Origin of the sequence: uncultured Streptococcus sp., from assembly GCF_938036805.1 — a bacterium.
GTDB lineage: Bacteria > Bacillota > Bacilli > Lactobacillales > Streptococcaceae > Streptococcus.
In genome coordinates, this window is the sequence record NZ_CALHWC010000220.1 from 1 (window position 1) to 14008 (window position 14008).

Consider the following 14008-nt stretch of genomic DNA (forward strand, 5'->3'; position numbering starts at 1 on the left):
ACACCTATCGGCAGTGAGATTATCACTTTAAGCTTTATGGGTATTTTACCAGCTGTAGCAGTTCTGTTATTATGGCAAAACAATATGGTTCGATGGTTTATGGCTGTTGAAAGATATAGAAAGAAAGGAAAACTTTAAGGATGGACAATAAAATCCTCCCACTCGGAAGTGTGGTTAACTTAAAAGATGGCGATGGAACAGAGCTCCTAATAGTCTCGAGGGCTTCTATTGTTAAGGAACATTTTCGTGAGGTCTATTATGATTACGGCGCTATCCTTATTCCACAAGGTTTCTTATCCCCTGAAGCTGTATATTTCTTTAATAAAGAGAATATAAAAGAAGTATTATTTAAGGGATATCGAAATAAAGATGAGGAAGCGTTTGAAGAGCATTACGACACTTGGATGAAGTCAGCAGAAGTTCCAAAAGGATCTATTTAAATATAGTTTGAGAAGAATCGCTATAATATAGCGATTTTTTAGTTATCGGTTTCTAGATTCATGGTATAATTAAGAGTGGATAGCTTTGTTTTCTATGTCACACAGGGAAGGTAGATTGAAAGAGGTTTATGAACAGCAGACAGCCTTGTCTAATTCAAAAACCTCAATTGATGCTCAGCTCAAGACGGCTAAGACCTCTTTTGTGAATTTGATACATTTCCAGTTGTGGGTACTGTTGCGGGTTCTATGATAGGTAGTTTTATAGGAGGTAAGATCTCAGAAGGAATTAATCATGTATGGGATAAGTTCTCCCATGGAGAGTGGAAGTTGCCTAAACTAGGGTGATAGAATTTGGATGAGTAATTAGAAAGAGGTTAGAATGTTTTTTCTTAGACGTCGTCGAGTGTTTATAGGCGAATGTGATGGTCAGGCGGTCTATTATGACCAGCAGACTGGAGAGGCTTTGGCCGCTCCAAAGAGTACCCTGCTCAATACGGAAGGTGCGCGTGAAATCAGTGCCTACATTTCTGAATTAGTTATTTTTCTAATAGCAGGTGGGCCTATTGCCTTTGGATTCTTTGCAGCCCTGTCCATTGGTGTCTATAACTGGCACAGTTTGACCTATATTCTACTATCTTGGTTGGCGGAATTTTTGCTTTTGGTTTGTATTCTTGAGCGAGGGCTTTATAAAAATGTTCGCAAGGCTGTCCCGACAACAGAGCAGGTGTTTTACTATGCAGCTTCCCATAATTTGATGGTGAGAGGGGACGATTTCGACCCAGCTAAGGAATCTGCGACAGCCTGCCGAATTGTTCGATGGATCCTTGTGCTTATGAATTTATATTCTATATATGTTATTTATAGTTATATCCAGTTATTTGGTCAGCCTATTGAGGATAACTATGACTTTTGGGGGATGGGGATAATCTGGTGTACAATAATATACTTTTATAACCAAAGTAACCCAGTTCGTTTCGTGAAGATTATGAAGCTATACAGCCAAGGGAAAGTACGTTTTAAGGAAGAAGGAGAGTAAAATGACAGATAAGATTTTACCTTTGGGTTCAGTTGTAACCCTCAAAAATGGTGATGATACAGAAGTGATGATTGTTTCACGAGCTAGTGTCATCGAAGTGGAAGATGGTCAAGGAGGGACTAAGAGTGTCTATTTTGACTACGGGTCAGTGGTTATTCCGAACGGGATGCAGACACCAGATAATCTGTTCTTTTTCAATAGAGAAAATGTCAAAGAAGTTTTATTTGAGGGATATAGAAACGAAGATGAGAAGGCTTTTGAAGAGCATTACGATACTTGGATGAAGTCAGCAGAGGTTCCAAAAGGATCTATTTAAATAATGATATGAGAAGAATCGCTATATTAAAGCGCTTCTTCTCTTTTTCTGTCTCTTTTGTTAAGTGGCTAGAAAGATGTTAGATGTAGCCAGTTTTTTGCTAATAAAATGGGTCAATAATATATAGAACGCACATGAGGATTTGTTTAGCATTAAGAAATTCTTGATAATACTGGAGGCCAGTCAAGCTAATAATACAGACTTTTAATGGTGATTATATCGAGATTAGATTTTTAGCTTCAGCTTATAGTAGGGGATGTAGCGGTTCTTTTTCTAGTATTGACAGTATAAAATATGAACAATGGGTTCATTTTTAAAACTTACTATAATTTTCGGATAGTTAGAAGAGTATAAGACCTATATAAATATTTCAAGTCAAGAGTACTATAGTAAACAATATTATAAAAAGTGGATCTGGAGTGATTAGCCACAAGGAAAAGTAAAGAATTTTGACCATTGGGTATTGTATATCTAAAGAAACTAAGGTAGCTTGTTTAGATATTTGCTAAAAATAGCAGGTCGGTGCCAAAAAAGATAAAGTAAAAATCACCTGTTTGAATGGCGTCTAAATAAATTTGGGTACGATATATTATCTATTAGAACTAAATAATGAGATCCTTACACATCTGTTTAAGGGTTTGAATATTGATCCGATTCATGCTAAAATAAAACTAGTCTTTGAGTGAGACTAAATAGGAAATACATTAAAGATATTTGCGATAGGTCAATGCTATTAATGAATATTTGTAACGTATTTATTTGCAGAAGACAGCTGTCTCTCTTAGTTTCTTAAGTTAGAAAGTAGGGCTTGTATCTTGAAGCGATTATACCAAATTATAGCATTATTTTTATTATTTTTATTTACAGGTGGTACTGTGTATGCTAAAGATGGCGAACTAGACTTAAAAACAGATTCGATGACGCAAAAGAAACAGCGTTCTCAAGGAAATGAGATCGAGCATATGTATGCACCAAATCTATTCATGGATAGGATAGAACAAGAAGCAATAAAATCTAAAACGGATGCTCAGGAAATGCTCAAAACTGCAAATCGAGTTAATTTCAGCAAAGCAGAAATTTTGAGTGGCGATGGACTAGATTTTAAGGCGTATCGCCAAGCTCTTTTTAAGAATTATCAAGTCTCTGACAGTATCATCGTAGATAAAGAGGAATCGGGCGACATGATGATATGGACAGTCTTTGGGGCAATATCATTTGTTACAATCATGCTTTTAATTGGAATTTATTTAGGAAGGAATTTTCATGGAGGAAGAATATTTAAACGCAACCATTAGATACAAAGATAAGGAAATAGATATTCGCTTTTCCAAATTATTATCTCTACAGAAAGTTAAGATGTTAATTTGCCTAAATAATCTAGATAAAGCATTGTCTATTATTCCCTCAAATTGGCATTTAGAGATTCAGGGAAAACTTCTGAGAATAGAGCAACATCGAGCTTTAAAAGAATATCCGCTAGGAGATGGCGATGTATTGGAGGTAATCATAAATGAGTGATAAAATCGAAATTAAATACAGTAAGGAAAAGGTCAAGGCTATTTTACCAGCAAGTCACTTTTCTCGTCAAAAATTATCTACTATAGAAAATTATATAGATGCCACTGTGACATTAGAAGATAGTGGTTCTTTATCACTGATTTATGACAAACCAAAATATTCTTATAGTCTTAAAGATTGTATCACAGAAGAGATGTCAGAAGTGAAACGTTTGGAATTGGCTCAAAAGATGGAATCTTTAACATTCTCTGAGCATCATTTTAAAGTTCCTTATATACATCCGAAAAATATATTTTTACAAGGAAGTGTTGTTAAGATCCTTCATTATGGTTTAGAAGGAATTATGAGTCCGATCCCGTATACCTTAGAAACTTTTCTAATGAGTTATAAGGCTTTGATTGTTTCTATATTGCGACCGAAACTTGATTTTGACTTACTGATAAATGGTGTAGCCGCAATAGGAGATTCGTTAATACAGGATATAGCCGCATGTGAGACATATGATGAGGTAGTAAAATACGTTAACGAAGCTTATGACAAAGCTTACCAAGAAGAAAAGAAAACAAAGATAGTTGTTTCGAAACGTAGCTGGCATATTTTTTCTATTGGAATGGGAATTTTTTGCGCAGCAAGTATTGCTTTGGGGACTTTTGCAGCCTACTTTTATTTTTGGTCTGTTCCTGTTCAGCGAGCGACAATAAATGCTCAAAGCCATTTTATTTCTAAACATTATGACGATGTGGCAGATGATTTACAAAAGTTTCAAGTAGGTCGTTTAGGTAAAGAAGCAAAGTATGTCTTAGCATCTTCCTATGTTCATTTAGATGATCTATCTGAGAATCAGAAAGCAAGTGTTTTAAATACAATTACACCCTCCAGTGAGGATAACCTCTTGGAGTATTGGATTTATCTTGGAAGGGGAAACTATAAAAAATCTTTAGATTTGGCTCAGAATATTGGAGATGATCAGTTAACTCTGCATGCTTATACAAATCTATATGAGCAAGTTCGTGAAGATAAAAATATGAAGGGTGCTGATAAACAAAAGAAATTAAGCGAGTATCGTAAAGAGATTGAGAAACTCTCGAAAAAACTTGGGGTAAAAGTAGGTGAAGAAAAAGATGAGTAGAGATGATAAAAGTTTTTTTCACAACACAGAAAAGAATCTAGTTTCTGGTAAAATGTTAGGTCAACTCAAAGTAGTCATTTTTTCTGAACGCCTATCGATACTCACGTTTATGGAAGGAACGAATGCTGAGGAGCAGGGGTTCTCTTTCTACATGAAGGATGGCAATATATACGCTGACGAAAAAGAGTTGATAATGGGAAAAAATACCATTGAAAATAAGACTGTTTTTGTTATTGAAGAAGAAAGAAACATATTTGTCAGTTACATTTCTCCTCCAAACGAAGATTTTATTATTTCAAAAGATCAAGAAGCAAATCTCCTCATTTGCTCGAAAGCTTATATTCTGTTTTCCAACGGAAAGGTTTATCTCTATCCAAATGACAGTGTATGTTATTTGAATGAGCGCTTGATTTCCTCTGATATTATTTCTGAGTTTAAACAGGGAGATAGTATTTTTATAGAAAATTACTTTATAGAGTTTTTGGACAATCAATGGCAGATTTCGTCTTTCTTTGAAAAAGCAATTTTCAATAGTCAAACTGTCCTGTTACAAGAAAGAAAATCAATTTATCAATCTAATTTCCCAGTCTATCGGCGTAGTCCTCGAATACTTCCTACGATATACGATAAACGTCAGAGGATAGAAAAACCAAAAAATCCTCCAACGAAACCAAAGAATGCTATTTGGCGTGCAATTGTTCCTCCTCTAGGTATGTTTGCTCTTTCTGGGCTAGTAGTAGTTTTAATGGGACGAAATGCGATTATGATGTTGAGCATGGGGGGGATGAGTGTTCTCACTGCTGCATTTTCAATTACGAGCTATTTTACTGATAAAAAAGAGTATAAACAAAAGAAGATAACAAGGCTCGAAGATTACGAGGCGTATCTATTACAGCAAGTATCTACCTTACATAAGCACTACATAGAGGAAAGGAACATTCTTTTCTATCAGCAACCCAATATTGAAACTCTGATTGAAATGATTATGCGTTATGATGAACGTCTTTATGAGCGTCTGCCTTTTAATGAAGATTTTATGACTGTCTCGCTTGGTTTGGGAGATATTGATAGTCAGCTTCAAATTGATTACCAAACAGACTTTTTAACTAAGGACAAGCTGACAATTTTTTCTCAAGATTTGCTAAAGACTTATGAGAAACAAAAGAGTGTTCCTGTTACAACAACGCTTACCCAAAATATCATTGGACTCGTCGCTCAACATGATATAGGTCAGCTATTTCTCCAGCAACTTTTATTGCAGATTGCGGCTTTTCATTCTTATCATGATGTAATATTTGTTAATTTGACTTCGCAGGAAGATTATGATCAAATTTGGAAGAAATGGAGATTTCTACCTCATTTTCTGTTACCAATGATTAATGTTCGTGGTTTTGTACATGATGATCGTACGAAAGATGCAGTACTTACCAGTCTTTATCAGGTTTTGCAGTCTCGTTTTCAAGAAAAGGATCAGAAGGAAAGAACTTATTTACCTCAGATTGTCATTGTTATTTCAGATGATCGCTTGTTGTCTGGTCATGCTATCAATGAAAGTCTTTCACGAGCAGATTTGGCTTCTTTTGGCGTAACTGTTATTTGGGTGAAAGAAAGTCGCCGTCAATTACCTGAGACGGTAACGACGCTTATTGATTTGAGGAGTAGAGATACAGCCACTTTAATCAATAATAGAGGAATATATGTAAACCAAGCCTTTACTCCGTATCCATTAGTAGATAATTATGAAGGTGCTGTACGTAGATTAAGTAACCTAATTCATGAGGAGACTCAGAAAAATGCTCTTCCAGATGCGATTACATTTTTAGAATTATATAATGCAGAGCAAGTTGAGGACTTAAATATTTCCAGCCGATGGGCACGAGGAGATACATCTAAGAGTCTTGCAGTTCCACTTGGGGTTCGAGGAAAAGATGATATTGTCTACCTGAACTTACACGAACGCGCTCACGGCCCTCACGGTCTCGTTGCTGGAACAACGGGATCTGGGAAGTCAGAAATATTACAATCTTACATTTTATCACTAGCATTAAACTTTAGCCCAGAGGATATCGGTTTTCTCCCAATAGACTTTAAAGGTGGAGGTATGGCAAATTTATTCAAAGATTTGCCACATTTGATGGGTGTTATCACCAACTTAGATGGGGCAGGGATCCAGCGCGCTCTGGCTTCCATTAAAGCAGAATTACAAAAGCGTCAGCGTCTATTTGGTAGATTTGGAGTCAACCATATTAATGGATATACAAAATTATACAAGGAAGGTCGTACAGGGATAGAGGGAGATTTTCCTACAGAGCCACTCCCACATCTGTTTTTAATTTCAGATGAATTTGCTGAGTTAAAGCAAAATGAACCAGAGTTTATGACAGAACTTGTGACAGCGGCTCGTATTGGTCGTTCCCTAGGGATCCATTTGATTCTAGCTACTCAGAAGCCTTCAGGTGTTGTTAATGATCAAATTTGGTCTAATTCACGATTTAAGCTGGCGCTAAAAGTAGCGGAAAAAGCAGATTCGAATGAAATCATAAAGACACCAGATGCTGCAAGCATTACACAGCCAGGTCGTGCTTATTTGCAAGTTGGAAATAATGAGATATATGAACTATTTCAATCGGCATGGAGTGGGGCACGCTATGCACCGAAAGCGAAAGCAAGTACTGAAGAAGTTGATAATAGACTTTGGGTAATTAATGAGCTAGGACAATATGAGCTTGCGACTACAGATTTGTCTTATCTAGACGAAGAGATGGTTAGTAGGGATGCTGATAACGATGAGACTGAATTGGATGCTGTTGTGGATTATATTGCACAGTATGCAAAAAGTGTGAATCTCTGTATGCCAACTAAACCATGGCTACCTCCACTTAATGAGGATATTCCTTCTCCGATTTTAACTGCAAATTGGGGGGATAAAAAACTTCACAAAGCTCCTTTTGCTTTAATGGATATTCCTTCGGAACAGGATCAGCGGATGCTAGAGTTCGATTTAGAAGAATTTAGTCACAGTATCATTTATGCTTCTCCAGGATTTGGGAAGTCACAAGCGCTTCAAACATTAGTCATGAATTTTGCTAGACTTAATAAACCAGATCAAATACATTTTAATTTATTTGATTTTGGGACGAATGGACTATTCCCTCTGAAAGGATTACCACATGTGGCAGATATTGCTACATTAGATGATGCAGAAAAACTAATAAAGTTCCTTAAAAGTTTACAAAAGGAAATACAAAAACGACGGGATTTATTGGCTGAATATGGAGTCACTTCTATTGAACAGTATGAGCAGAAGACAGGACAATCTTTACCATTTGTTTTGAATATTGTTGACTCTTATGATACTGTACGTGATCATCCGCTTGAAAGCTCTGTTGAATCTGCTTTTCATCAGGTACTGCGTGAGGGAGCGAGCCTAGGTATTTATTTGATAGCAACAGTTCTCCGAAATACTAGTATGAAATTAAGTATGAGAAGCAATTTTGCTACACAGTTTGTTCTATATTTGGTAGATAAGGACTCCAAAAAAGATCTTATTGGTTTTGATGCTCTGGCTGATCAAGTTGTTCCTGGTCGCGGTCAGATTAGATTTGAGGAACCAATTCGTTTTCAAGTGTACCTTGCAACGGAAGGAGGTTCAAATCTTGAGAGACTGCAGAGTTTAGAAAATGCTATTGAATCAATGGACAAGTCATGGAATGGATCCAGACCCGAAGCTATCCCGATGCTGGCTAATGAGATTACATTTGAAGAATTTGAAAATGATGTAGCTGTTCAAGAAGAACGGGAGAGATTCAATATTCCAATTGGTTATGATAAAGAAACAACAATGATTCGCTCTATTGAACCAATGAATTATGACTTTATTCTTCTCATGGATGACACTCCTTCTCAAACATATAGTATTGAGCGAGCAATATTGTCAGCTTTTTCAGAGTTTTCTGGGAAAATGGACCGTGTAGTGGTTGATACGGATGGACGTTTTGCCGGTATGAATGAATATTTTGACACTAGAATTGATGAGGCGAATATTAGCCAATTCCTTGGTGAACTCTTAGGAATCATCCAATCTGGTAAGCGTAGAGAGCAACCAATGTTTGTTTATCTTCCAGATATACACTTAACTGGAGATAAGATTGTGTTGACGGATAAAGATGTAAATACTTTGTTCACCAAATCTTCGGTAGTTAACATCCATTTAATTTTCCATGGTTATCAAAGCAGCATAGTTAGTAAATTTACACCATTCTTCAAGCGACTTCGACAAAATGTTCCGATGGGAACGTTTGGTACTACCTTTAATGAACAAAAGGTCGTACCAGGTCGTACTCAATACAATGAGCCCTTGGTGGAACTTAATGAAACACAGTTCTTCGTTGGTAGAAGTGTTCATCGCCTGAGAATAGCGCAAGATAAGTAGTTACAAAAAGTTTTCATAATAAGTCTTGAATGTGCTATAATAGACAGAGAGATTCTTGTTAACAAGTAACGATGATGCGACTAAAATCAATTTAGGAGAAAGAATTATAATGAGTCTAAAAAAAGAAAAAAAACATTTGTTTGGAAAAGTGTTAATTATTTTATGCTTGATGCTTACTGTGGGAGTTCTTATCTATGTAAGTAAATCAGATAGTTTTTCTTTTATTTTAGGAACTAAGGAAAAAACACATCTTCGAATTGGAATTGTCAATCAAGATGAGGGTGAGCAATTAAATAGTGTCCAATATAATTTTGGAGATGATTTTACAAAATTACTAGCGAAGGATGAGAAAAAAGAGGCGAGTTGGAAAGTCCTATCTAGGAATCAAGCAGAAAGCCAGTACAAGGATGATTCACTTGAAGCTATCATTTACATACCTAAAGATTTCTCGCACAATATATTGCAATTGTCAAGTTTTAATCCTGAAAAGGCCAAAATAACGTATAAGGTAAAAGATTCTGTAAAAAAAGAGCAGTCTCTTGAAATGGCTCAACAAGTCGGGGATTATGTTAATAGCTTGAATCAGAAAACCATTCGTCTATATTTTACAAGTGTCATTAATAATCTTGATGATGCCAAACTTCGGATGAAAACAATTGTTGATGATGAATCAGATGTGTATAGTTCCTTATCTACTTCAATCTTTCAACCTGCTGATAGGAGTATTAAATCAATAGATTCCATTCCTTCGATCGCACAGAGTGTTCAGTCTTCTAATAGAGCATTTGAACAATCAACGTCAAGTTTCAAAACCTCAACCTCTGATTTGTTGAAAAAAAATTCGGAGTCCTTACTCGGTCAAGCAGATCCAATTTTAAAGTACAAACAAGTTCAATCACAGGTTGCTAATCACAATGCTCGAGTCGCAGGAAATTCTATTAAGAATCAATATGATAAAGATAATGAATTGTATCTAACCCTTTATAGAAATTCAATGAATTATTTGCATCTTTTCAAAAATACAGACTCCTCTACTGATCCAGATAATTCAGAACCTTATTTTAAACGTTTAGCTCAGCGTATAAATAGTTATAATGAGAAGATGAAGCAATATCAAGCGCAGATAGAGCAGTCTCGAAAAGAACTAGGCTCCATTCGGAGCTCTCTTGAGGAGTCTCGTAGACAAATATCTCAGAACTATTTTGACGGTAAAGAAATTGATACATCGACCTTAGGAAGTGATGAGGCAGCGATTTTAAAAGCAGTCAGTGATGAAGCAGATCAAAATAGTGTAAGACAAGCTTTAGCTAAGCAGGTTGTTAATACTTTATCAGATTCAGATGAATTGCCCATAGATTATACTAATCAAGTAGATAGCACGATTGCTTCTATTAGTGTTAATCCTAGTGATTATGGAATCTTATTTAATAAACTAAAAGAGTTTGGAGCTTTAACAGATGGACAAATCAATTCATATTACGCAAAATTAAGCCTATTGTCGAAATATGCGAGCATTAAAGGTAGGACTACTGGTTCGATGCCAGGCTATACGTTTATAACAGTAGCTAATGATGTGTTGCCACCTACAGAGACTCAAACGGTTACAATGACTCATGTTTATCCTGAGCTCTCTTCTGCAGGAACTGGAGCTAAGAAATATATTGAAACTCCTATTCGTGTGACAAATGTACGTGTTAAGGGTGCCAAGGGAGCCACAGTAGTCCCAAGCGTTGATAAGATTTCAGCACCGACTACCCTCCAACTTCAAATTCAACTTTCTCCTAATTATGGACTGAATACTATTATGTTTGAACTTGAAATTGGTAGCGAAAGAATTCCTTTAGAGTATAGTTTCTTTTATGATGATAATAAAGGAAATGTTGCGTTAGTAAAGAAAGATTTATCCCATATTTTTGACCAACTATCTCGAATTGATATAGCGTCGACTATGGTTAAGAATTTATATGGTAGCCCAACATCATCGTATAACAATGTTGACATAGCTAATCCAGCGAGTGACTCAGTTGCGAAGATGTATGGGAACATTTCACCATCATCTGTAGCGGATAAGTTGCAACAGAAAGATGTGGATCAATATAGACAGTCAGGAATTGACCTATATGTTAAATTAAGTGTAGAGATAAATAGACTTCAGGCAAATATAGCCTCTCTTCCTCAGCTGGCAAAAGAAGAATTACCTAGCAATTATTTTGCAACAATTGTTAAAGACTTAGGCGATTGGCACCAAGAGGCGTCTAATAAGTTGAATGAGGAGTATGAGAAGTGGAAAAAAAATGGCCCAGAGCTTTTAGAGATTTCTCCAACAAGTTCAGGTGACGGTTTGTCAAATAGTAGACTTTATACAACAGATGATAGTAGTAATAGTCTATTGGATATTGTTACAAAACTTGCCTCTAATACTCGAAACACTTCTGATACAATCATCTCTAATGGGAACACAATTGGATCTATGGATACGCAATTTAATACTTTAGCAGAGCAAGCTAAAAGAGTTCAAGGAGAAGTGAAGGAAGTTCATCAGCAGACGGAATCACTTATTAAGAATCAGGCTAAGAATGTTGAAGATAGTACTGAATTTAATAAGAACTTTCAAGGGGTACTATCAAATGCTCGTTCGAACGGAACCGATAACCAAGCTGTTTTAAACTTCTTGTCTAATCCAGTTGTAACTGAAAAAACCAATCAATCTGGTGTTTTATCAAATACACCGATCTGGGTTTATCTACTTGTAATCTTACTTTTAACCAATATTGCGACTGGTCTAACAATTAGAGAGTATGCTCATAGAAAGAAAGAGAAAATAGTTGAAAAGGAAGAAGAGCACTTCGAATAGATAAGAATTATTTTCTCATTAAACCTTACAAAATTGTCAGGAAAAAGTGCTTTTACAAAGGGATTTCCATTGTTTTCCTTTCTTAAATTTGGTATAATAAAGGTGAATCCAGAGGCAGGCTAGAAAGGAAAAAATCGGGAACGAAACAGCCGCCGATGGTCGCTTTGCACATTGCAGTTTGAAATAAGGAGAGGAGGTTTATCATGTCTTTGTCTGCCTTATTTGAAGTATCGATAGCTATTTTGGGTGTGGCCTCTGCTGGCTACCTCATCTATGCCTATTATGAGTTTCTAAAAGATATAGCTCATATGGAGAAAGTACATCATTTTCATCACGGAGGTTGAGACAAATGTGTCTCGGCCTCGCTTTTTATTAGAAAGAGATCCTTGAGGTTGTAGCTGCTTACTCAATAGCCATGGATTGTTGAACAAGCTCGTGGGGCTGGGACTATTTGTAAGGTCTGGGAAAGCTTTTAAAGCTGTGCTCAGAAACAGGGAGTCAAGCTGGATGTTTGAAACTTTAGTGCTATCCTACCGCTTCCTTGATATTCTAGTCCTCTTGGTTTTCATATTGATTTAAAAATGTTAAAATAGTAGGCAAGAAAGCGGAGAGAGTGCATGCCAAAAGAAGAAAATTTAACGGGGAATCAGGTTGTAGCCCTAACAAAAAAATATTTAGCTGCAGAGGATGTGGCTTTTGTTCAAAAAGCGTTGATCTATGCGATGGAATGCCATAGCGGGCAGACTCGTAAGTCGGGAGAGCCCTATATCGTCCATCCGATTCAAGTGGCAGGAATTTTAGCTAAGCTCAAGCTGGATGCTGTTTCAGTAGCCTGTGGTTTTTTGCATGATGTTGTAGAGGATACGGCGGCGACCTTGGACGATCTGGAGCGGGAATTCGGCCATGATGTGCGCGTGATTGTGGATGGTGTGACCAAGCTTGGGAAAGTCAAATACAAGTCTCACGAAGAACAGTTGGCGGAAAATCATCGCAAGATGCTCATGGCCATGTCAGAAGACCTTCGAGTGATCTTGGTCAAGCTGGCTGACCGTCTGCATAATATGCGTACTCTGAATCATTTACGGCCAGACAAACAAGAGCGAATCTCGCAGGAAACGATGGAAATCTATGCTCCTCTGGCCCATCGTTTGGGGATTTCCAGTGTCAAATGGGAATTGGAAGACTTGTCTTTCCGTTATCTCAATCCAACGGAGTTTTATAAAATCTCCCACATGATGAAGGAGAAGCGTCGAGAGCGGGAAGCTCTGGTAGAGGAAGTTGTCCACAAGATTGAAACCTACGCGGGAGAGCGCAATCTACATGGGAAGATTTATGGTCGTCCCAAGCATATTTACTCCATCTACCGCAAAATGCAGGACAAGAAGAAGCGGTTTGATGAGATCTACGATCTGATTGCCATTCGTTGCATTTTGAGCACTCACAGTGATGTCTATGCCATGCTGGGCTACATCCATGAGCTTTGGAAACCCATGCCTGGTCGTTTCAAGGACTATATTGCCAACCGCAAGGCCAACGGCTATCAGTCTATCCATACGACCGTTTACGGACCTAAAGGTCCGATTGAGTTTCAGATTCGGACCAAGGAAATGCACGAAGTCGCAGAATACGGGGTCGCTGCTCACTGGGCCTATAAAAAAGGAATGAAGGGTCAGGTTGACAGCAAGGAATCTGCCATCGGGATGAATTGGATCAAGGAACTGATGGAGTTGCAGAATCAGTCTGGTGATGCTAAGGAATTTGTTGATTCGGTTAAGGAGAGCTATCTGGCTGAGGAAATCTATGTCTTCACACCGGATGGAGCAGTGCGTTCTTTGCCTAAGGACTCAGGACCCATTGATTTTGCCTATGAGATCCATACTAAGGTTGGGGAGAAGGCGACAGGAGCCAAGGTTAATGGCCGCATGGTGCCGCTCAATACCAAGCTGAAGACTGGGGATCAGGTGGAAATCATCACCAATGCCAATTCCTTTGGACCGAGCCGTGACTGGCTCAATATCGTCAAGACCAGCAAGGCCAGAAATAAAATCCGTCAATTCTTTAAAAATCAAGACAAGGAGCTGTCTATTTCTAAAGGGCGGGAGCTTTTACAGGCTCAATTTCAGGAGAATGGTTATGTAGCCAATAAGTACATGGACAAGAAGCACATGGAAGATGTGCTGCAAAAGACCAGCTATAAGACCGAAGAAGCGCTTTTTGCGGCAATTGGTTTCGGTGAGATTGGTGCCATTAGTATTTTCAACCGCTTGACGGAAAAAGAGCGCC

10 protein-coding genes are annotated in these 14008 nt (G+C 37.5%); all 10 read left to right on the forward strand.

From position 1 onward, the window contains the following. Positions 1–140: 140 nt before the first annotated feature. Entirely contained in the window at positions 141–440 is a 300-nt protein-coding gene (locus Q0191_RS09505) for a DUF4176 domain-containing protein (RefSeq protein ID WP_297665961.1), read from the forward strand. 379 nt (positions 441–819) lie between these two features. Next, complete coding sequence (locus Q0191_RS09510) at positions 820–1476, forward strand: hypothetical protein (protein ID WP_297665963.1); 657 nt, start codon at positions 820–822, stop codon at positions 1474–1476. 1 nt (position 1477) lies between these two features. Continuing rightward, entirely contained in the window at positions 1478–1792 is a 315-nt protein-coding gene (locus Q0191_RS09515) for a DUF4176 domain-containing protein (protein WP_125371238.1), read from the forward strand. Positions 1793–2667: 875 nt separating this feature from the next. Continuing rightward, positions 2668–3087 (forward strand): type VII secretion EssA family protein, encoded by a 420-nt coding sequence (locus Q0191_RS09520; RefSeq protein WP_260471157.1) that lies wholly within the window; start codon positions 2668–2670, stop codon positions 3085–3087. Further along, entirely contained in the window at positions 3056–3310 is a 255-nt protein-coding gene (locus Q0191_RS09525) for a hypothetical protein (protein ID WP_041826857.1), read from the forward strand. The genes Q0191_RS09520 and Q0191_RS09525 overlap by 32 nt, the downstream gene beginning before the upstream one ends. Next, the gene (gene essB / locus Q0191_RS09530; protein WP_297665969.1) at positions 3303–4439 is read left to right on the forward strand and encodes a type VII secretion protein EssB; all 1137 of its coding nucleotides are present in this window, start codon (positions 3303–3305) and stop codon (positions 4437–4439) included. Before Q0191_RS09525 ends, essB begins: the two co-directional genes overlap by 8 nt. Then, a complete protein-coding gene (gene essC, locus Q0191_RS09535) occupies positions 4420–8871 on the forward strand; it encodes a type VII secretion protein EssC (RefSeq protein WP_297665971.1) in 4452 nt (1483 codons plus the stop codon). Before essB ends, essC begins: the two co-directional genes overlap by 20 nt. A gap of 109 nt (positions 8872–8980) precedes the next feature. After that, complete coding sequence (gene esaA, locus Q0191_RS09540; protein WP_297665973.1) at positions 8981–11725, forward strand: type VII secretion protein EsaA; 2745 nt, start codon at positions 8981–8983, stop codon at positions 11723–11725. 203 nt (positions 11726–11928) lie between these two features. Continuing rightward, positions 11929–12069, forward strand: coding sequence for a hypothetical protein (locus tag Q0191_RS09545; protein ID WP_185780862.1), 141 nt, complete (start codon positions 11929–11931; stop codon positions 12067–12069). 273 nt (positions 12070–12342) lie between these two features. Beyond that, positions 12343–14008, forward strand: a 1666-nt coding sequence (locus Q0191_RS09550) for a bifunctional (p)ppGpp synthetase/guanosine-3',5'-bis(diphosphate) 3'-pyrophosphohydrolase (protein WP_297665979.1), incomplete at its 3' end; no start/stop codon positions are given.

Excerpts from the sequence above, each read along its gene's own strand:
- Q0191_RS09525 (WP_041826857.1), top strand. The coding sequence starts at position 3,056 with ATGGAGGAAGAATATTTAAACGCAACCATTAGATACAAAGATAAGGAA.
- essB (WP_297665969.1), top strand. The coding sequence starts at position 3,303 with ATGAGTGATAAAATCGAAATTAAATACAGTAAGGAAAAGGTCAAGGCT.
- Q0191_RS09510 (WP_297665963.1), top strand. The coding sequence starts at position 820 with ATGTTTTTTCTTAGACGTCGTCGAGTGTTTATAGGCGAATGTGATGGT.
- esaA (WP_297665973.1), top strand. The coding sequence starts at position 8,981 with ATGAGTCTAAAAAAAGAAAAAAAACATTTGTTTGGAAAAGTGTTAATT.
- Q0191_RS09505 (WP_297665961.1), top strand. The coding sequence starts at position 141 with ATGGACAATAAAATCCTCCCACTCGGAAGTGTGGTTAACTTAAAAGAT.
- Q0191_RS09545 (WP_185780862.1), top strand. The coding sequence starts at position 11,929 with ATGTCTTTGTCTGCCTTATTTGAAGTATCGATAGCTATTTTGGGTGTG.
- Q0191_RS09515 (WP_125371238.1), top strand. The coding sequence starts at position 1,478 with ATGACAGATAAGATTTTACCTTTGGGTTCAGTTGTAACCCTCAAAAAT.